This is a genomic window from Dickeya parazeae Ech586 (assembly GCF_000025065.1).
Classification (GTDB): Bacteria; Pseudomonadota; Gammaproteobacteria; order Enterobacterales; family Enterobacteriaceae; genus Dickeya; species Dickeya zeae.
This window is the reverse complement of the sequence record NC_013592.1, coordinates 4472706-4493486: the sequence shown is the minus strand read 5'-3', so window position 1 is coordinate 4493486 and position 20781 is coordinate 4472706. Positions and strand designations below refer to the sequence as shown.

Annotated in this window: 14 protein-coding genes, 4 tRNA genes, 3 rRNA genes and 1 riboswitch; of the genes, 17 read left to right on the top strand and 4 right to left on the bottom strand. The window is 52.1% G+C overall.

Features of this window, described 5'->3' with window-relative positions; all coding sequences use genetic code 11:
• Positions 1-31: 31 nt before the first annotated feature.
• Positions 32-1432, bottom strand: a complete 1401-nt coding sequence (sthA, locus tag DD586_RS19595; RefSeq protein ID WP_029456516.1) for a Si-specific NAD(P)(+) transhydrogenase — start codon at positions 1430-1432, stop codon at positions 32-34.
• Positions 1433-1637: 205 nt separating this feature from the next.
• On the opposite strand from sthA, the gene fabR reads away from it, so the two are divergent.
• Positions 1638-2270: an HTH-type transcriptional repressor FabR gene (gene fabR, locus DD586_RS19590; RefSeq protein ID WP_016942852.1), complete on the top strand. Its 633-nt coding sequence runs from the start codon at positions 1638-1640 to the stop codon at positions 2268-2270.
• 21 nt (positions 2271-2291) lie between these two features.
• The gene (locus tag DD586_RS19585; RefSeq protein ID WP_012886526.1) at positions 2292-2666 is read left to right on the top strand and encodes a YijD family membrane protein; all 375 of its coding nucleotides are present in this window, start codon (positions 2292-2294) and stop codon (positions 2664-2666) included.
• A 39-nt stretch (positions 2667-2705) separates the two neighbouring features.
• On the opposite strand, the gene trmA is transcribed toward DD586_RS19585, so the two are convergent.
• The gene (gene trmA / locus DD586_RS19580; protein ID WP_012886525.1) at positions 2706-3809 is read right to left on the bottom strand and encodes a tRNA (uridine(54)-C5)-methyltransferase TrmA; all 1104 of its coding nucleotides are present in this window, start codon (positions 3807-3809) and stop codon (positions 2706-2708) included.
• A 153-nt stretch (positions 3810-3962) separates the two neighbouring features.
• A riboswitch (cobalamin riboswitch) is annotated at positions 3963-4159 on the top strand.
• Between the two features lie 71 nt (positions 4160-4230).
• On the opposite strand from trmA, the gene btuB reads away from it, so the two are divergent.
• The 9 genes from btuB (at position 4231) to DD586_RS19535 (ending at position 12688) form a co-directional block, all read left to right on the top strand.
• On the top strand, positions 4231-6096 hold the full coding sequence (gene btuB / locus DD586_RS19575; RefSeq protein WP_012886524.1) for a TonB-dependent vitamin B12 receptor BtuB: 1866 nt from the start codon (positions 4231-4233) through the stop codon (positions 6094-6096).
• On the top strand, positions 6041-6913 hold the full coding sequence (gene murI / locus DD586_RS19570; protein ID WP_012886523.1) for a glutamate racemase: 873 nt from the start codon (positions 6041-6043) through the stop codon (positions 6911-6913). The genes btuB and murI overlap by 56 nt, the downstream gene beginning before the upstream one ends.
• Positions 6914-7259: 346 nt before the next feature.
• A 16S ribosomal RNA gene (locus tag DD586_RS19565) occupies positions 7260-8802 on the top strand.
• A gap of 69 nt (positions 8803-8871) precedes the next feature.
• Positions 8872-8948: transfer RNA gene (locus tag DD586_RS19560), tRNA-Ile, on the top strand.
• A gap of 117 nt (positions 8949-9065) precedes the next feature.
• Positions 9066-9141, top strand: a tRNA-Ala gene (locus DD586_RS19555).
• Between the two features lie 168 nt (positions 9142-9309).
• A 23S ribosomal RNA gene (locus DD586_RS19550) occupies positions 9310-12215 on the top strand.
• 129 nt (positions 12216-12344) lie between these two features.
• A 5S ribosomal RNA gene (gene rrf / locus DD586_RS19545) occupies positions 12345-12460 on the top strand.
• The 16S, 23S and 5S rRNA genes sit together here with 4 tRNA genes alongside, the layout of an rRNA operon.
• Before the next feature lie 67 nt (positions 12461-12527).
• Positions 12528-12604: transfer RNA gene (locus tag DD586_RS19540), tRNA-Asp, on the top strand.
• Between the two features lie 8 nt (positions 12605-12612).
• Positions 12613-12688 (top strand) — tRNA-Trp (locus DD586_RS19535).
• 355 nt (positions 12689-13043) lie between these two features.
• Here the strand turns inward: DD586_RS19535 and hdfR are convergent.
• Entirely contained in the window at positions 13044-13871 is an 828-nt protein-coding gene (hdfR, locus tag DD586_RS19530) for an HTH-type transcriptional regulator HdfR (RefSeq protein ID WP_012886522.1), read from the bottom strand.
• Positions 13872-13990: 119 nt separating this feature from the next.
• Between hdfR and DD586_RS19525 the strand changes: the two genes are divergently transcribed.
• The gene (locus DD586_RS19525; RefSeq protein WP_012886521.1) at positions 13991-14329 is read left to right on the top strand and encodes a DUF413 domain-containing protein; all 339 of its coding nucleotides are present in this window, start codon (positions 13991-13993) and stop codon (positions 14327-14329) included.
• A gap of 62 nt (positions 14330-14391) precedes the next feature.
• Here the strand turns inward: DD586_RS19525 and DD586_RS19520 are convergent, their stop codons facing one another.
• The gene (locus DD586_RS19520) at positions 14392-15918 is read right to left on the bottom strand and encodes a YifB family Mg chelatase-like AAA ATPase (RefSeq protein WP_012886520.1); all 1527 of its coding nucleotides are present in this window, start codon (positions 15916-15918) and stop codon (positions 14392-14394) included.
• A 347-nt stretch (positions 15919-16265) separates the two neighbouring features.
• On the opposite strand from DD586_RS19520, the gene DD586_RS19515 reads away from it, so the two are divergent.
• The 5 genes from DD586_RS19515 to ilvE all read left to right on the top strand — a co-directional run bounded on the left by DD586_RS19515 (position 16266) and on the right by ilvE (position 20749).
• Positions 16266-17489: an MFS transporter gene (locus DD586_RS19515; RefSeq protein ID WP_012886519.1), complete on the top strand. Its 1224-nt coding sequence runs from the start codon at positions 16266-16268 to the stop codon at positions 17487-17489.
• 132 nt (positions 17490-17621) lie between these two features.
• Positions 17622-17720: an ilv operon leader peptide gene (gene ilvL, locus DD586_RS21600; protein WP_071526243.1), complete on the top strand. Its 99-nt coding sequence runs from the start codon at positions 17622-17624 to the stop codon at positions 17718-17720.
• A 139-nt stretch (positions 17721-17859) separates the two neighbouring features.
• Positions 17860-19506: an acetolactate synthase 2 catalytic subunit gene (gene ilvG, locus DD586_RS19510; RefSeq protein ID WP_012886518.1), complete on the top strand. Its 1647-nt coding sequence runs from the start codon at positions 17860-17862 to the stop codon at positions 19504-19506.
• 35 nt (positions 19507-19541) lie between these two features.
• Positions 19542-19799 (top strand): acetolactate synthase 2 small subunit, encoded by a 258-nt coding sequence (ilvM, locus tag DD586_RS19505; RefSeq protein WP_012886517.1) that lies wholly within the window; start codon positions 19542-19544, stop codon positions 19797-19799.
• 23 nt (positions 19800-19822) lie between these two features.
• Positions 19823-20749 carry a branched-chain-amino-acid transaminase gene (gene ilvE, locus DD586_RS19500; RefSeq protein ID WP_012886516.1) on the top strand — a complete coding sequence of 309 codons (927 nt, stop codon included), beginning with the start codon at positions 19823-19825 and terminating at the stop codon, positions 20747-20749.
• The last annotated feature ends 32 nt before the right edge of the window (positions 20750-20781 follow it).

The following is a 20781-nucleotide window of genomic DNA, read 5'->3' as shown; positions in this document are numbered from 1 at the left end:
CAGCATTTCCAGCCTGAGTAAAAACCGGTTATCAAAATAACCGGTTTAAGCCGTTTAACGCTGCGACCCGATAGGCTTCCGCCATCGTCGGGTAGTTAAAGGTGGTGTTCACGAAGTACTCTATCGTGTTGCCTTCCCCTTTCTGTTCCATAATCGCCTGACCGATGTGAATGATTTCGGCCGCCCGCTCGCCGAAACAGTGGATGCCGAGAATCTGCTTGGTATCGCGGTGGAACAGAATTTTCAGACTACCGACATTCATGCCCACAATTTGTGCCCGCGCCAGGTGTTTGAACTGCGCACGGCCCACTTCATACGGCACTTTCATCGCTGTCAGTTCCTGCTCGGTTTTACCGACGGAGCTGATCTCTGGAATGGTATAAATACCGGTAGGAATGTCCTCAATCAGGTGAGCGATAGCCTCGCCTTTGGTGATGGCTTGCGCCGCGATGCGGCCCTGATCATAGGCTGCCGATGCCAGACTGGGGTAGCCAATCACATCACCCACGGCGTAGATATGAGCCTGAGCCGTCTGGTACATGCTGTTGACTTTCAACTGACCACGACTGTCGGTTTCCAGCCCGATAGTGTCCAGCCCCAGGTTTTCGGTGTTGCCGGTACGCCCGTTGGCATAAAGCAGGCAGTCCGCTTTCATTTTCTTGCCGGATTTCAGGTGAATGATGACGCCATCATCCAGCCCTTCAATACGCTCGAATTCCTCGTTATGACGGATCACGATACCGCTATTCCAGAAATGGTAGGACAGGGCGTCGGACATCTCCTGGTCGAGAAACGCCAGCAGACGGTCACGGGTATTGACCAGGTCGACCTTGACGTTTAACCCCCGGAATATTGAGGCATATTCACAGCCGATGACCCCTGCACCATAGATGATCACATGCTTGGGTTCATAATCCAGATCGAGAATGGAATCGCTGTCGTAGATGTGGGGATGATCGAAGTCCACACCGGCGGGATGATAAGGCCGTGAACCGGTGGCGATAATGATATTCGCGGCGGTCAGCGTGTCGTGAGTGTCATCCGGGTAATACACCGCGATGGTATGCGCATCGATAAACCGCGCTTCACCGGAAAATATTTCGCAGTGATTGCGTTCGTAGAAGCCCTGACGCATACGGGTTTGCTGGCCAATGACACTGTCAGCGTGACGCAGGATGTCGGAGAATGAGGAGCTGATGACGCGGGCGTTGTCGCTATACAGAGGGTTTTGATTGAATTCGATGATACGGCTGACGGCGTGTCGCAGGGATTTAGACGGGATGGTGCCCCAGTGGGTACAGCCACCACCGACATTGTAATGCCGCTCTATCACGGCAATTTTCGCCCCTTGTTTGGCGAGCCCCATGGCCGCCCCCTCACCACCCGGACCTGAACCAATCACGATGGCATCGTAATCGTATTGCTGTTGTATGGACATGGTAGGAACCACCTGTTTTTATACAAGTTACTAACGCTATTGTAACATCGTCGGAGTGATAACCCAATCATCCCTGATATTTGTATGGAAACCCAGGATCACATTTTTACTATGACAAACTTTGGCGCAGTATGTAGCAAGTAAAGTTGTTATAGTGCTGTCCTTGACGTAAGGAGAGCCGATGACTGCAGGCAGGATAATGGGTGTCAGAGCACAACAAAAAGAACGAACTCGCCGTTCCCTGATTGAGGCTGCTTTTAGCCAGTTAAGTGCTGAACGCAGTTTCGCCAGCCTGAGTTTGCGCGAGGTGGCTCGTGAAGCGGGCATTGCCCCGACATCGTTTTATCGCCATTTTCGCGATGTCGATGAATTGGGATTGACCATGGTGGATGAGAGTGGGCTGATGCTACGTCAACTGATGCGACAGGCTCGTCAACGCATTGTCAGAAGCGGCGGCAGTGTGATCAGAACATCGGTCTCCACATTTATGGAGTTCATTGGCGACAATCCCAATGCGTTCCGGCTGCTACTGCGGGAACGATCCGGTACGTCAGCCGCGTTCCGTGCCGCCGTGGCACGCGAAATTCAACATTTTATCGCTGAACTGGCCGACTATCTTGAAGTCGAAAATCATATTCCACGCAGCTTCGCCGAAGCACAGTCAGAAGCGATGGTGACTATCGTATTCAGCGCGGGTGCCGAAGCGCTGGATGTGGATCTTGAACAACGGCGTCAACTGGAAGAACGGTTAGTATTGCAGTTGCGCATGATTGCTAAAGGCGCCTATTACTGGTATCGCAAAGAGCAGGGTAAGGGTGTTTACCTACCCTGAGGGATAATCAGAGGACATGTCATGACAGAGCAGATAAATTCAGAGAAAAGTACGTTGGTGCTGGCGATGGTCGCTGGTTTGTCAGCGAACGGTTCCTTTATCGCCGTGTTCAGTTCTATCGTGCCGTTTTCCATTTTTCCGTTGATAGCGCTGGTGCTGTCGGTTTACTGCCTGCATCAGCGTTATATGCATCATGCTATGCCCAAAGGCACGCCACTTCTGGCGGCGAGCTGTTTCCTGTTCGGTTTGTTGCTTTACAGTGCGATTGTACGAGCCGAGTACCCGCAGATAGGTTCCAATTTTGTGCCGTCTATCCTTTGCGTCGTACTGGCGCTGTGGCTGGTCGTCAAACTGCGGGCTCGTAAGCCCGACAGTCATGACATCAATACGCCTTAAGTCGCTTTACCTGCTGAGTTTTGCCTACTACAGGTCGTGTTACTGGCGTTTTTCCAGTAACACGCCACATTCCATGTGATGGGTATAAGGGAACTGGTCAAACAGTGCTAACTGGCTTATCTGGTGCGTTTGACTCAGTGTTTCCAGATTGGCACACAGGGTTTCCGGGTTGCAGGAAATATAGAGAATGCGCGGGTATGCCTGTACCAGTTTTACGGTCTCGTTATCCAGGCCGCTGCGTGGTGGGTCGACAAAAATCGTTTCACAGCGATAACTCTTCAGGTCAATGCCTTGCAAACGGTTGAACTGGCGCACCCCCGTCATGGCTTGGGTGAATTCTTCTGCCGCCATGCGAATAATCTGCACGTTATCAATCTGGTTAGCGGCAATATTATATTGCGCTGCCGCGACTGACGGTTTGGCTATCTCCGTTGCCAGCACCCGTTCGAAATTGCGTGCCAGCGCCAGTGAGAAATTGCCGTTGCCACAATACAACTCTAACAAATCGCCCGTCGCGCCTTGCGTGACGGATAACGCCCATTCCAGCATCTGAATATTCATCATGGCGTTAGGCTGGGTGAAGCTATTTTCCACCTGACGATAAATCATCTGTCGGCCTGCGACCGGCAGACATTCATCCACGTAATCCCGATCCAGGCAAATTTTGGTTTTCGTTGCGCGACCAATCAACTGTAGAGCGAAACCCTGTGCGCGTAGTCCATCGCACAAAAGACGGGCTTGTTGTTGCCACTCGTCATCCAACGCTTTGTGATAAAGCAGGGATACGGCGATCTCGCCACTCAGCGTGGAGAGATAGTCAATCTGGAATAGCTTGCGCCGTAGCACCGGTTCGGCGCGTAGTGCGTTAAGCAGCACTGGCATCAGGCGGTTAATCAGCTCGCTGGCAGCCGGAAACTGATCGACCCGGATCCGTTGTTTGGTCTGCTGATCAAACATAATGTGGTAGAGATCATCGCCATCATGCCAGATCCGAAACTCTGCCCGCATCCGGTAGTGGCTGACCGGCGAACGGAATACAACCGGTGCCGGCGCATCGAATGGCGCCATCATGGCACCAAGACGCCCGGTTTTTTCTTCAAGCTGGGCGTCATATTGGTCGATGGGCAGAATCTCTGGCGTCATGATGGTCTCATCTGAAAAAGCGGCTGGAATAATGTTGCTACGTGACAGATAGCTGTCAGGGCGCGATTGTAGGGCATCCGGAGGGGATGTCCAGTTTTGCTGTACGGATTCGCTTATCTAAAAATGGAAGTCTAGACATCTACCTACCTCGATCGTAGCATGAGCATCCGGTCTTGCCTCGCAAGTGAAAAGGGAATCCAGTGTGAATCTGGAGCTGACGCGCAGCGGTAAGGGGAATGGGCAACGATAATATGATGCAGACACTGTCCTGACGGATGGGAAGTCATCGTTGCCGCGCCAGTTGATGGCCGCACCCGAGCCCGAAGACCTGCCGGAATACGTCGCACTATTTCATGGTCATCGCGTGCTATCGATCGTGAGGATGCGGCATCCTGCCAATTCAGTTTGGATGCTTCTTAACATGCTTAATAAAAAAATAACGATGCTGGCGGCGACGGTGGCCACGGCTTTTTCGGGGTGGGCGCAAGGTAGCGACAACACACAACAAGGCAGCAATGATGCAATGGTGGTGACCGCCAACCGTTTCCCCCAACCGATTTCTACCGTATTAGCCCCCACGACGGTCGTAACGCGTGATGATATTGACCGCTGGCAGTCAAAAAGCCTGACCGACGTTATGCGCCGGTTGCCGGGGGTAGATCTCTACCAGAGCGGTGGCCTAGGGCAGCAGAGTGGATTATTTATTCGTGGCGCTTCATCAAGCCATGTATTGATATTGATTGATGGCGTGCGGCTTAATCAGGCTGGTGTCAGCGGCTCTTCCGATATCAGCCAAATCCCGATTTCCCTGGTTCAGAAAGTGGAATATATCCGCGGGTCACGCTCAGCCGTTTACGGCTCGGATGCGATTGGCGGCGTGGTGAATATCATCACCACCCGCGAGAAAAAAGGCACGACCCTTTCCACGGGCATCGGCTCTAATGGTTATCAGTCTTATGACGCCTCCACCCAGCAGCAATTGGGCGCGAATACGCTGGCAACCTTTGCCGGGAATTACACCTATACCAGAGGGTTTGATGTTGTCGCCAATCTGCCCGATTCGTTTGGAGACCCCGCCCAGCCTGATCGCGATGGTTTCATGAGCAAAACGGTATACGGAAATGTCGAACATCAGTTCAGCGAGAATGTCAGCGGGTTTGTTCGCGGATACGGCTTTGATAATAGGACGGCGTACGATGGTACACCATGGGATATGCGACAACTTTACAGTCGGAGTTGGGATACCGGGTTGCGTTATCATCGAGATATATGGGCCTCTCAACTGATCACCAGTTACAGCCATAGTAAAGACTATAATTATGATCATACTGGTAACCCTTATAACGACTCCGCCACCTTAGACGATATCCAGCAGTACAATGTTCAGTGGAGCAACAGTGTTCAGGTAGGAAAGGGTAATGTTGGTGCGGGCGTTGACTGGCAGAAGCAAACCACTGAGCCTGGCACAAACTTTATCGCTAATGGCTATGAGCTCCGTAATACCGGTATTTATACCACTGCGTTACAGGCATTCGGCCCGGTAACCCTTGAAGGGGCATTACGCAGCGATGACAGTTCCCAGTTTGGTCAACATACCACCTGGCAAAGCAGTGCCGCGTGGGAATTCGTTGATGGCTACCGTTTGCTGGCATCTTATGGAACGGGTTATAAGGCACCAACCATTGGCCAGCTATATGGGTCATCTATCGGCAACAGCAATCTGAAACCAGAAGAAAGCAAACAATGGGAAGGTGGTATTGAAGGCTTAACCGGCCCGGTAAATTGGCGCTTTTCGGCGTATCGTAATGATGTCAGTAATTTGATTCAGTCGATCCAAACGGGGCCGTCCCAGTCTACGAATATTAATATAGGTCGAGCCCGCTTACAGGGTGTCGAAGCGACAGCATCGTTTGATACCGGGTTTGTGTCACATAAATTGTCGTACGACTATTTGGACCCGCGGGATCTCGACAAGAATGAAATATTGACCCGACGCGCCAGACAGCAATTTAAATATGATTTGGACTGGCAATTCAACGATCTGGACTGGACGGTAACTTATCACTATCTGGGTGAACGTTATGACCAGAACTTCAATACCACGCCGACAGAGAGAGTGAAGCTGGCTGGGGTGAGTTTGTGGGATATCGCTGCATCATATCCTGTCACCTCACATCTGACAGTTCGTGCTAGAATAGCCAACCTGTTTGATAAGAATTATGAGACGGTATATGGCTACCGAACTGCAGGGCGAGAATACTATCTCACCGGAAGCTATAGTTTCTGATTTACCCAACCGCCCGACTGTCCTGGTGTTTGATTCCGGGGTGGGCGGTTTGTCCGTTTATGATGAAGTTCGCAAATTGCTGCCGGACTTACATTATATTTATGCATTCGATAATGAGGCTTTTCCCTATGGGGAAAAGCCTGAGCAATTTATTATTGAACGAGTGCTCTCTATCGTCGAAGCGGTGGAGAAGCAGCATCCATTATCTCTGGTGATTATTGCCTGTAATACCGCCAGCACGATTTCACTGCCCGCATTGCGTACACGTTTTGATTTCCCGGTCGTTGGGGTGGTCCCGGCAGTTAAACCTGCGGCAAAGCTCACTCGAAACGGCGTAGTTGGCCTATTGGCAACCCGGGCAACGGTCCAGCGCTCTTATACTCATGAACTGATTTCGCGTTTTGCCCATGACTGCCAGATTTTGCTATTGGGCTCTGCGGAGTTGGTTGAGTTTGCCGAGGCGAAATTACAGGGTGAGTCTGTATCTGAAGATGTTCTGCGCAAAATTCTGCGTCCGTGGCTGAAATTGCCTGAGCCGCCGGACACGGTTGTATTAGGGTGCACGCATTTCCCGTTATTGACCGAGGAACTGCAGCATGTACTACCTGATGGTACACGGTTGGTTGACTCTGGCTCGGCAATTGCGCGTAGAACCGCATGGCTGATAGAACATTTAGATAACCCTAAATGTTCGACGGAGAAAAACCTGGCTTATTGTTTGTCGATCACGCCTAAAGTGGCGGCGCTTTGGCCAGTTTTACGCCGTTATGGCTTTCATTCACTCGAAAAATTGCCATTAAACACAGTGGGTGAGTGAATATTGAGCGGTCGAGCTTATTTTTGAAATTAGTGCTTGTCAGGCCGGAATAACTCCCTATAATGCGCCTCCACTGACACGGCAACGGCGAAACGCCAGCGCAGTTTCAGTAAGAAGTCAGGCGCATGCCGCTTGACTTCTTGTCGGGACAGCATAATATATGCGACCCGCGGCCACGATAAGTGGCGCTGCTCTTTAACAATCAATCAGACAATCTGTGTGGGCACTCGCAGGACACTTCACTAAAAAATTAGTGAAAGTCTTGAAGAGTGACAACAGTTAATTCATTACGAATAAACAGTAAATTCTTTGAGCACCGTTTTCTTCGGAAAACACATCAAACTTTAAATTGAAGAGTTTGATCATGGCTCAGATTGAACGCTGGCGGCAGGCCTAACACATGCAAGTCGGGCGGTAGCACAAGGGAGCTTGCTCCCTGGGTGACGAGCGGCGGACGGGTGAGTAATGTCTGGGAAACTGCCTGATGGAGGGGGATAACTACTGGAAACGGTAGCTAATACCGCATAACGTCGCAAGACCAAAGAGGGGGACCTTCGGGCCTCTTGCCATCGGATGTGCCCAGATGGGATTAGCTAGTAGGTGAGGTAAAGGCTCACCTAGGCGACGATCCCTAGCTGGTCTGAGAGGATGACCAGCCACACTGGAACTGAGACACGGTCCAGACTCCTACGGGAGGCAGCAGTGGGGAATATTGCACAATGGGCGCAAGCCTGATGCAGCCATGCCGCGTGTGTGAAGAAGGCCTTCGGGTTGTAAAGCACTTTCAGCGGGGAGGAAGGGAGCAGGGTTAATAACCCTGTTCATTGACGTTACCCGCAGAAGAAGCACCGGCTAACTCCGTGCCAGCAGCCGCGGTAATACGGAGGGTGCAAGCGTTAATCGGAATGACTGGGCGTAAAGCGCACGCAGGCGGTCTGTTAAGTTGGATGTGAAATCCCCGGGCTTAACCTGGGAACTGCATTCAAAACTGACAGGCTAGAGTCTCGTAGAGGGGGGTAGAATTCCAGGTGTAGCGGTGAAATGCGTAGAGATCTGGAGGAATACCGGTGGCGAAGGCGGCCCCCTGGACGAAGACTGACGCTCAGGTGCGAAAGCGTGGGGAGCAAACAGGATTAGATACCCTGGTAGTCCACGCTGTAAACGATGTCGATTTGGAGGTTGTGGTCTTGAACCGTGGCTTCCGGAGCTAACGCGTTAAATCGACCGCCTGGGGAGTACGGCCGCAAGGTTAAAACTCAAATGAATTGACGGGGGCCCGCACAAGCGGTGGAGCATGTGGTTTAATTCGATGCAACGCGAAGAACCTTACCTACTCTTGACATCCAGAGAAGCCTGCAGAGATGCGGGTGTGCCTTCGGGAGCTCTGAGACAGGTGCTGCATGGCTGTCGTCAGCTCGTGTTGTGAAATGTTGGGTTAAGTCCCGCAACGAGCGCAACCCTTATCCTTTGTTGCCAGCACGTAATGGTGGGAACTCAAGGGAGACTGCCGGTGATAAACCGGAGGAAGGTGGGGATGACGTCAAGTCATCATGGCCCTTACGAGTAGGGCTACACACGTGCTACAATGGCGTATACAAAGAGAAGCGACCTCGCGAGAGCAAGCGGACCTCATAAAGTACGTCGTAGTCCGGATTGGAGTCTGCAACTCGACTCCATGAAGTCGGAATCGCTAGTAATCGTAGATCAGAATGCTACGGTGAATACGTTCCCGGGCCTTGTACACACCGCCCGTCACACCATGGGAGTGGGTTGCAAAAGAAGTAGGTAGCTTAACCTTCGGGAGGGCGCTTACCACTTTGTGATTCATGACTGGGGTGAAGTCGTAACAAGGTAACCGTAGGGGAACCTGCGGTTGGATCACCTCCTTACCGAGTAGAAGTGCCTGCGTGGTGTCCACACAGATTGTCTGATGAAGAAGATGAGCAGTAAAACCTTATAGGCTTGTAGCTCAGGTGGTTAGAGCGCACCCCTGATAAGGGTGAGGTCGGTGGTTCAAGTCCACTCAGGCCTACCAACTCTACTTGTCCTTGAAACGTTCACGAACTGCGTTGACGATGTGCTTTTGCACGGAGCGCGACGGGGTATGCAGTGTTTCTGTGGCTAAGCGGGTTGAAAAGGTTGATGCATCTATGGGGCTATAGCTCAGCTGGGAGAGCGCCTGCTTTGCACGCAGGAGGTCTGCGGTTCGATCCCGCATAGCTCCACCATTTACGAATGACTTCAGAGTGTACTGGCAACAGTATGCTGCGAAGTATTCTGCTCTTTAACAATCCGGAACAAGCTGAATAATTTGAAACGACGGCATGTGAGTGTGAATTCATGTGTTGTTGGAGTCTCTCAAAATACTCATATCCCGAGACACTTTCGGGTTGTGAGGTTAAGCGACTAAGCGTACACGGTGGATGCCTAGGCAGTCAGAGGCGATGAAGGGCGTGCTAATCTGCGAAAAGCGTCGGCAAGGTGATATGAACCGTTATACCCGACGATACCCGAATGGGGAAACCCAGTGTGATTCGTCACACTATCACACACTGAATCCATAGGTGTGTGAGGCGAACCGGGGGAACTGAAACATCTCAGTACCCCGAGGAAAAGAAATCAACCGAGATTCCCCCAGTAGCGGCGAGCGAACGGGGAGGAGCCCAGAACCTGAATCGGCTTGTGTGTCAGTGGAAGCGTCTGGAAAGGCGCACGGTACAGGGTGACAGTCCCGTACACGAAGATGCACAGGTCGTGAGTTCGACGAGTAGGGCGGGACACGTGGTATCCTGTCTGAACATGGGGGGACCATCCTCCAAGGCTAAATACTCCTGACTGACCGATAGTGAACCAGTACCGTGAGGGAAAGGCGAAAAGAACCCCGGCGAGGGGAGTGAAATAGAACCTGAAACCGTGTACGTACAAGCAGTGGGAGCACCTTTAGGGTGTGACTGCGTACCTTTTGTATAATGGGTCAGCGACTTATATTCTGTAGCAAGGTTAACCGAATAGGGGAGCCGCAGGGAAACCGAGTCTTAACTGGGCGTCTAGTTGCAGGGTATAGACCCGAAACCCGGTGATCTAGCCATGGGCAGGTTGAAGGTTGGGTAACACTAACTGGAGGACCGAACCGACTAATGTTGAAAAATTAGCGGATGACTTGTGGCTGGGGGTGAAAGGCCAATCAAACCGGGAGATAGCTGGTTCTCCCCGAAAGCTATTTAGGTAGCGCCTCGTGAACTCATCTTCGGGGGTAGAGCACTGTTTCGGCTAGGGGGCCATCCCGGCTTACCAACCCGATGCAAACTGCGAATACCGAAGAATGTTATCACGGGAGACACACGGCGGGTGCTAACGTCCGTCGTGAAGAGGGAAACAACCCAGACCGCCAGCTAAGGTCCCAAAGTCATGGTTAAGTGGGAAACGATGTGGGAAGGCCCAGACAGCCAGGATGTTGGCTTAGAAGCAGCCATCATTTAAAGAAAGCGTAATAGCTCACTGGTCGAGTCGGCCTGCGCGGAAGATGTAACGGGGCTAAAACCATGCACCGAAGCTGCGGCAGCGACACAATGTGTTGTTGGGTAGGGGAGCGTTCTGTAAGCCTGTGAAGGTGGCCTGTGAGGGCTGCTGGAGGTATCAGAAGTGCGAATGCTGACATAAGTAACGATAATGCGGGTGAAAAACCCGCACGCCGGAAGACCAAGGGTTCCTGTCCAACGTTAATCGGGGCAGGGTGAGTCGACCCCTAAGGCGAGGCTGAAAAGCGTAGTCGATGGGAAACAGGTTAATATTCCTGTACTTGGTGTTACTGCGAAGGGGGGACGGAGAAGGCTATGTCATCCGGGCGACGGTTGTCCCGGTTTAAGCGTGAAGGTGGGTGGACCAGGCAAATCCGGTCTGCTGTTAACACTGAGGCGTGATGACGAGGCACTACGGTGCTGAAGTGACAGATGCCCTGCTTCCAGGAAAAGCCTCTAAGCATCAGGTAACATTAAATCGTACCCCAAACCGACACAGGTGGTCAGGTAGAGAATACTCAGGCGCTTGAGAGAACTCGGGTGAAGGAACTAGGCAAAATGGTGCCGTAACTTCGGGAGAAGGCACGCTCTTGTGGGTGAAGTCCCTTGCGGATGGAGCTGACGAGAGTCGCAGATACCAGCTGGCTGCAACTGTTTAATAAAAACACAGCACTGTGCAAACACGAAAGTGGACGTATACGGTGTGACGCCTGCCCGGTGCCGGAAGGTTAATTGATGGGGTTATCCTCAGGGAGAAGCTCTTGATCGAAGCCCCGGTAAACGGCGGCCGTAACTATAACGGTCCTAAGGTAGCGAAATTCCTTGTCGGGTAAGTTCCGACCTGCACGAATGGCGTAATGATGGCCAGGCTGTCTCCACCCGAGACTCAGTGAAATTGAACTCGCTGTGAAGATGCAGTGTACCCGCGGCAAGACGGAAAGACCCCGTGAACCTTTACTATAGCTTGACACTGAACCTTGAGCCTTGATGTGTAGGATAGGTGGGAGGCTTTGAAGTGTGGACGCCAGTCTGCATGGAGCCAACCTTGAAATACCACCCTTTAATGTTTGATGTTCTAACCTGGGCCCGTAATCCGGGCTGGGGACAGTGTCTGGTGGGTAGTTTGACTGGGGCGGTCTCCTCCCAAAGAGTAACGGAGGAGCACGAAGGTTAGCTAATCCTGGTCGGACATCAGGAGGTTAGTGCAAAGGCATAAGCTAGCTTGACTGCGAGAGTGACGGCTCGAGCAGGTGCGAAAGCAGGTCTTAGTGATCCGGTGGTTCTGAATGGAAGGGCCATCGCTCAACGGATAAAAGGTACTCCGGGGATAACAGGCTGATACCGCCCAAGAGTTCATATCGACGGCGGTGTTTGGCACCTCGATGTCGGCTCATCACATCCTGGGGCTGAAGTAGGTCCCAAGGGTATGGCTGTTCGCCATTTAAAGTGGTACGCGAGCTGGGTTTAGAACGTCGTGAGACAGTTCGGTCCCTATCTGCCGTGGGCGTTGGAAGATTGAGGGGGGTTGCTCCTAGTACGAGAGGACCGGAGTGAACGCACCGCTGGTGTTCGGGTTGTCATGCCAATGGCACTGCCCGGTAGCTACGTGCGGAAGAGATAACCGCTGAAAGCATCTAAGCGGGAAACTTGCCCCGAGATGAGTCTTCCCTGGGCCCTTGAGGCCCCTGAAGGGACGTTTAAGACGAAGACGTTGATAGGCTGGGTGTGTAAGCGTAGCGATACGTTGAGCTAACCAGTACTAATGACCCGAGAGGCTTAACCTTACAACACCGAAGGTGTTTTGGTGAGAGACTAAAAGTAGAATTTGGCTTGTTCGAGGATTGGATGGCGTGGTGTAGCGATACACGGCGGCATGAAGAATCAGGACGTTGAATAGACGTCGAAAGAATTTGCCTGGCGGCGAGAGCGCGGTGGTCCCACCTGACCCCATGCCGAACTCAGAAGTGAAACGCCGTAGCGCCGATGGTAGTGTGGGGTCTCCCCATGCGAGAGTAGGGAACTGCCAGGCATCAAATTGTGGTGTAAGTAAGACACCGGTTATCGGATTGACTCCTCTGATAACATACAGAATCGGTGGTGCGGTAGTTCAGTCGGTTAGAATACCGGCCTGTCACGCCGGGGGTCGCGGGTTCGAGTCCCGTCCGCACCGCCACCCTATTTAGGGGCGTAGTTCAATTGGTAGAGCACCGGTCTCCAAAACCGGGTGTTGGGAGTTCGAGCCTCTCCGCCCCTGCCAAACCAAAAATAGCCCTTCACGTTAACGTGAAGGGTTTTTTTTCGTCTGTCGATCTCTGATTTTTCCATGCCATGCTTTTTCCGTTGATAAGAACATCCTCATCGCCCTTTGGATTTATTGAGCCAGGACTGCTCTTTAAGCGATTCCATAAGCATACGTCGCTAGCGCCGTGTTTTATGTGGGAACAGAACGGCGGCAGAGGGGAAGGGATATAATGGCGGATTCCTCACCGACCATATATCTGTGACGAATAACAACATAGTGACGTGAGACGATTATTAATAGCCCGCAGCAGCCGATCATCCGAAAGCCACAAGGACTTTCAGGTAGATCGCATCATGCACCAGATAATGGTTTAACAAGCTATGTTCAGTGGGGTTTTCAGTAACTGTTTAATCAGTTCCTGCTGGTCGCCACTTTCAAGCCAGACAGCGTAGCAAGGCCGCACTATTGTATTCGCTTCAGGAATCGCAAGAAGCTCGGGATAACTCTGGGACCATTCGCTCGGTAAAAATGCGCACCCGCCAATGGCTGACATTAACTGGCGTGTCAGATGTGCGGAGGATGTGGTGAGTGACGGCACCTGATCGCCAGGTAACCAAGGGGTTTCGTATTGATGGAAATCAGCCCCCCATTCCAGCCTGATATAGGGGCGTTCCTCGGTTGGCGTATTGTTGGCTGAAGCAAATAACGACAGGGAAAAATTACCTAATAACTGGCAGGAAAGCTCATCCATCTTTGGTGATTCGGTGGTTATCAGTAAATCTAGCTGACGTTCATGGAGTTGCTTAATTAGCGTTTGTCGCAGTGCAATTCTGGCCTCCAGTTGTAGCAATGGACGCTGCTGATAGAGCTCATTTAACCAGGGTGTCAGGAAGGCTTCCCAAAGCGATGCAGTCGCGCCGATGGACAGCTGGCTATGCTGCTGTGAGCGTGCGACCTCTTTTTTAGCGATTTGCCAGGTACCGATCAGGTTTTCCGCATAAGGCAGCAGGCGCTCACCCGCGGGTGTCAGGCGAATATTGTTACGGTGCCGAGTGAACAAATTAGCACCGAGTTGATTTTCCAGTTGTCTGATACGGAAACTCACTGCTGACTGTGTCAGATACAAAGATTCAGCTGCCCGACCGAAGTGTCTTGTCCGGCTGACTTCCAGAAAGGTTTTCAGTAAGTCGGTATCCATGCTTTTCTCCAAAAAATTTTGTCGTCATGATTTAAATGTTTTGTTTTACAGGAAGTCAAGCCTATCTAATACTCCGCGCCATAAACGGCACGACCATATGAGAATTAGGAGCGTGTAAGATGGCGGAAAGCTTCTCAACAACCAGTCGTTTTTTTGATAACAAATTCTATCCACGTGGTTTTTCCCGGCATGGTGACTTTACGATTAAAGAAGCTCAACTGCTGGAACGCTATGGACAGGCATTTAACGAACTTGATTCGGGCAAACGTCATCCGGTGACGGAAGAAGAAACCCAGTTTGTCGCAGTATGCCGTGGTGAACGTGCTGCACAGACCGAACTGGAAAAAATCTGGGCGAAGTATATCAGTCGTATTCGTCGTCCTAAACGCTTCCATACGTTGTCTGGCGGTAAACCGCAAATGGACACGGTGGAAGAATACACGGAAAGCGATGATTAATCTGAATGGGGCTTTGGCCCCATTTTCATCTCTGCTGGTTGCTGGTGAAAGCAGGAGTAGGCTCATGCCAGGCTCTTGTGTAGTTGAATCAACAGACGGTCCATACAGCGATAGCTGAGCGCTTCAGATAAGTGAGCGCGACGTATCTGCTCTTCTCCTCCCAGATCCGCAATCGTACGTGAAACCTTTAGGATCCGATGCCAGGCCCTGACTGATAATCCTAACTTGCTCATCACCTCTTCCAGATAGGTGGCGTCCTCATGGTTTAGTCGACAGTAACTGGCGATATCATCCGATTTCATTTGTGCGTTGATTCTGCCAACGCGATCCAGTTGCCGTTTTCTGGCGTCAAATACCCGTGCCCTTACGGTTGCGCTGTCTTCCCCGATGCGTGTCTGCTGTCGGAGAATACCTGGTGGTAGCAATGGCACCTCAATAGATAAATCAAAACGATCGAGAAAAGGGCCGGATAGCCTGTTGAGATAACGCAGAATTTGTTGTGCTGGCATACGGTTATGGATGCCTTGGTAGTGCCCTGACGGGCTGGGATTCATGGCGGCGACTAACTGAAAGCGTGCGGGATAACACACCTTGGCACGAGTGCGAGAAATCACTATTTCTCCTGACTCCAACGGTTCTCGCAGTGAATCCAGCACTCGCCGCTCAAATTCTGGCAGTTCATCCAGAAACAGTACGCCATTGTGCGCCAGTGAAATCTCACCTGGCTTAGGTAACACCCCTCCGCCAACCAGCGCCGTAATGGATGCGGTATGGTGAGGCGAGCGGAATGGCCTTTTGCGCCATTGCAACAGACCCGGCTGAATATCTATCAGGCTATTGATGGCTGCACTTTCCAGTGCTTCATCGTCATTAAGCTCGGGTAGTAAACCGGGCAGGCGGCTGGCCAGCATCGTTTTGCCGGTTCCTGGTGGGCCGAGTAACAGCAAATTGTGTCCGCCTGCCGCAGCGATTTCCAACGCACGTTTCGCTTGTTCCTGGCCAATGATTTCTTTCAGGTCTGGCGCTGAGGTATGGGGGGATATGGTGTGAGGGATCTCGCTGCCACGCAACAAGGCGGTCTCCCCTTGCAGAAAAGCACAAACTTGTAGCAGATGATTTGCCAGTAGCGTATCTCCGTGGGGAATCAGGGTCATTTCCAGTTTGTTGTCTTCTGGCAGGATTAATCCCCTCCCTACCTTTTGCGCCTCCATGGCTGCAGGAATCGCGCCATGAACGCCCCTCAGGCTGCCTGATAATCCAAGTTCACCGAGGAACTCATATTGTGCGAGTTTCTCACCAGCAATTTGCTCAGAGGCTGCCAGAATGGCTAGCGCGATAGGAAGGTCATAACGTCCCCCTTCTTTCGGCAGATCCGCTGGAGCCAGATTGACGGTGATCCGCTTGGCTGGAAAGGTAAAGCCGCTGTTGATTAGCGCGCTGCGTACCCGGTCTCGTGCTTCTTTGACCGTTGTTTCCGGTAAACCGACCAGCGTGAGTGCCGGTAAACCATTGCTGATATGTACTTCGATTGAGACTTCCGGTGCCTGCATACCGATGGTTGCTCGCGTATAGGTCACTGCCAATGTCATGACGTATTCCTCCCTGTGGCGTGGGCATCATGCCTGTCTGAGCGCGTTACCACACGGTCGCTGTCATCATGATGCGAGCTATCGTCAGAAAACAATCTGCTTTCTCAGGCGGAATTCATGAAATTGTGTGCGTGCTTCCGGATGTTGTTAATAAAGGGTTACAAGGCGGCTGGATTCGCAACAGATTTATACCGCTTATAGCATTGCTCAATAGTCGCGATGGGCGTATTTAACAATTATTTAAATTATCGCTTGCGATTTTTACATCGCCTCATCGACTGCGGCATCACCTGCCGTTCAGCCTGCCGGGACATGCGAGTGTCTCTACTATAGGACAGGATAAAATTATGTTTGGTTGGACTCCTCTGCAGCGTAATGCCGCGATTGCCAGCTTTTTGAGCTGGGCGCTGGATGCATTTGATTTCTTCATTCTGGTTTTTCTGCTTAGCGAACTGGCTCACGCTTTTTCGGTCAACATCGAGCAGGTAACGCTGGCTATTCTGTTAACGCTGGCTGTTCGGCCTATCGGCGCATTGTTACTGGGGCGGCTGGCGGAAAAGTTTGGCCGCAAGCCGATTTTAATGCTGAACATCGTGATGTTCTCCCTGTTTGAGCTGCTATCCGCCTCGGCACCGAATATCACCGTATTCCTGCTGTTGAGAGTGCTATATGGCGTGGCGATGGGGGGGATTTGGGGTGTGGCATCGTCACTGGCGATGGAGACCATTCCAGACCGTTCGCGTGGGTTGATGTCAGGTATTTTCCAGGCGGGATACCCTTTTGGTTATTTACTGGCTGCGGTCGTTTACGGGCTATTGTTTGACCATATTGGCTGGCGTGGCATGTTTATTATTGGTGCGCTTCCTATCCTGTTGTTGCCGTTTATCTATTTCTGTGTGGAGGAATCACCGGTATGGCGGGCGGCAAGGGTGCGCAAGGAAAGCACCGCGTTGCTGCCGGTGTTGAAAACACACTGGAAGCTCTGCGTCTATCTGGTGGTGTTAATGGCGTCGTTCAATTTTTTCAGCCATGGCACACAGGATCTGTACCCGTCATTTTTAAAAATCCAGCACGGTTTTGATGCGAAAACTGTCAGTATGATCGCCATTAGCTACAATATTGCTTCGATTATCGGCGGTATCTTTTTTGGGACATTATCGGAGCGTATCGGTCGGAAAAAAGCGATTATGACCGCTGCATTACTGGCATTGCCGGTTATCCCGCTATGGGCGTTCTCTCATGGGCCCTGGATGTTGGGGCTGGGGGCATTTTTAATACAGTTTATGGTGCAGGGGGCCTGGGGGGTAATCCCAACTTTCCTGAACGAGTTGGTGCCGAGTAATACACGGGCGGTACTCCCTGGTTTTGTCTACCAGCTCGGTAACTTGATTGCGTCAGTCAATGCCACGCTACAGGCGAGCATTGCCGAATCACATAACCATAATTATGGGCTGGCGATGGCGAGCGTGGCGGGGGTAGTCGCGATTGTGATTGCGGTGCTGGCGGCGTTCGCGGATAACAGTTGGTCAGCAAAAAAACACAGTGTGGGTACGACGCAGGTTAACGTATGAATAATAAGCTGTTTTGTGATGCAAGGAACGATAGTCGCCGACAGTGAATGGAAAAAAAGAGTTGTCACAGTGTGGCTTGCTGTGATAACTCTGTAGGTATTCGTTCGACAGTAGATTAATGAACAACCTGAAATGAAAGCCTTCAACCTAGTGATTAGCCTAGTCGTGATTAGCGTGGTGGTGATTATTATCCCACCGTGCGGGGCAGCACTTGGACGAAGAATGGCTTAAAAATCAAGGCCGAATTCAAGAAAACCCCCGCACCGAAAGGTCGGGGGTTTTTTTATGGGCCGATCATGGCAATAAGGGAGCAGATAATGCCGAGTAGCATAAAATCCTGTTTTCCTCAGACAGAGTCGGGGAAATAACTATGAATGGTGCGCAGTGGGTGGTACAAGCGTTGCGGGCGCAGGGAGTGGAGACTGTTTTCGGTTATCCTGGTGGCGCGATCATGCCGGTCTACGACGCATTGTATGATGGCGGCGTGGAACACCTGCTCTGTCGCCATGAACAAGGCGCTGCGATGGCCGCGATTGGTTATGCCCGCTCTACCGGTAACGTCGGGGTGTGTATCGCGACATCAGGTCCCGGCGCGACCAACCTGATCACGGGTCTGGCGGACGCACTACTGGATTCGGTCCCTATTGTGGCCATTACCGGTCAGGTTGGCTCGGCGCTGATCGGAACGGACGCTTTTCAGGAAATCGATGTGCTGGGTCTGTCTCTGGCCTGCACCAAGCATAGCTTTCTGGTTGATTCAATCGAGTCATTACCGGAAATCATGGCGGAAGCCTTTGCTGTAGCTCGTAGCGGGCGTCCCGGTCCGGTACTGATTGATATTCCCAAGGACATCCAACTGGCGCAGGGGGATTTTTCGCCTTGTTTTATGCCGGTGGATGACGTGATGCCATTTTCCATCCAGCAGGTGACAGAGGCGCGAGCGATGCTGGCGCAGGCGAAAAAACCGGTGCTGTATGTGGGCGGCGGTGTGGGAATGGCGCAGGCGGTTCCGGCATTGCGCACCTTTATTGAGACCACTCAGGTTCCAGCAGTGGTGACCCTCAAAGGGTTGGGGGCACTAGAGAAAGACTACCCTTATTATTTGGGTATGATCGGTATGCACGGCACGCAAGCGGCTAACCTGCTGGTGCAGGAATGCGATTTGCTGATCGCGGTTGGCGCCCGCTTTGATGATCGCGTGACCGGTAAGCTGAGCGCGTTTGCGCCGCATGCCTGCGTTATCCACATGGATATCGACCCGGCTGAACTGAACAAGCTGCGACAAGCGCACGTGGCGCTGCGTGGCGATCTGAACCAACTGTTGCCCGCATTGCAGCAGCCGCTGAATATTGCTGAGTGGCGTCAGCATGCCGTGATGATGAAAGCCGAATATACCTGGCGTTATGACCATCCTGGCGAGGCTATCTATGCACCGGCATTACTGCGTACGCTGGCGGATCGTATGCCCGCTGAAACGGTGGTGACCACCGATGTTGGTCAGCATCAAATGTGGGCCGCGCAGCATATGCACTTCAGCCGACCGGAAAATTTCATCACCTCAAGCGGACTTGGCACGATGGGATTTGGGGTGCCAGCAGCGGTGGGGGCGCAGGTGGCACGTCCTGACAATACCGTTATCTGTATTTCCGGTGACGGCTCTTTCATGATGAATGTGCAGGAGCTCGGCACCATCAAACGAAAACGTCTGCCGTTGAAGATAGTCTTGCTGGATAATCAGCGGCTGGGAATGGTTAGACAATGGCAACAACTGTTTTTTGACGAGCGTTACAGCGAAACCAACCTCTCCGATAACCCCGATTTTTTGATACTGGCCAGCGCTTTCGGCATTCCCGGCCAGCATATCACCTGTAAAGACCAGATTGACTCTGCCCTGGATGCGCTGCTCAACAGCGAAGGCCCTTACCTGCTGCATGTTTCCATCGACGAGAATGAGAATGTCTGGCCGCTGGTGCCCCCTGGCGCCGGTAATGAAACCATGTTGGATAAGACAGAATAATTCGATAAGACAGAATAATGGCAGGAGACTTTCCCATGACACATCATCAGCTTTCCATTCAGGCTCGCTATCGCCCGGAAGTTCTGGAACGCGTATTACGTGTGACCCGTCACCGTGGCTTTCAGGTGTGCGCCATGAACATGACGCAGGGGCACAATGACGATCACGTGCAGATAGACATGACCGTTGCCAGCCACCGGTCAGTGGATTTATTGTCAACCCAATTAAGCAAACTGCTGGACATTGCCTGTGTGGAGATCCAGCCGCTCACATCACAACAAATACGTGCCTGATGGCATCGGTAAGGAAAGCAATAATGACGAAGAAAGCAGACTATATCTGGTTCAATGGCGAGATGATTCCCTGGGCGGATGCCAAAGTTCACGTGATGTCCCACGCTTTGCACTACGGTACGTCAGTGTTTGAAGGGGTGCGTTGCTACAATTCCCATAAAGGTCCGGTGGTGTTTCGTCACCGCGAACACATGCAGCGTTTGCATGACTCCGCCAAAATTTATCGTATGCCGCTCTCCTACAGCATTGATGAGCTGATGGAAGCCTGCCGTGAAACACTGCGTCGTAATAACCTGACCAGCGCCTATATTCGTCCATTGGTGTTTGTCGGCGATGTGGGCATGGGGGTAAATCCGCCAGCAGGCTACAATACTGATGTGATTATTGCTGCGTTCCCGTGGGGCGCGTATCTGGGCGAGGAAGCGTTGGATCAGGGTATCGACGCGATGGTGTCGTCCTGGAACCGTGTCGCGGCCAATACCATTCCGACCGCTGCCAAGGCCGGTGGTAATTACCTGTCTTCCCTGTTGGTGGGCAGCGAAGCACGTCGCCATGGCTATCAGGAAGGGATCGCGCTGGATGTGAATGGCTATGTGTCTGAAGGTGCTGGTGAAAACCTGTTTGAAGTGAAAGACGGTGTGATTTTCACCCCGCCGTTCACCTCTGCGGCGCTGCCGGGTATTACCCGCGATGCCATTATCAAGCTGGCGAAGGACAAAGGGTTTGAAGTCCGCGAGCAGGTATTGTCCCGTGAGTCGCTGTATCTGGCCGATGAAGTCTTTATGTCCGGCACCGCGGCGGAAATCACCCCGGTTCGCAGCGTAGACGGTATTCAGGTCGGTATTGGTAAGTGCGGCCCTGTCACCAAACAACTGCAACAGGCGTTTTTCGGCCTGTTCACCGGCGAGACCCAGGACAAATGGGGCTGGCTGGATCCGGTAAACCGTTAATCGAGCAATGACTGACTTTTTTCCGGTGGCCG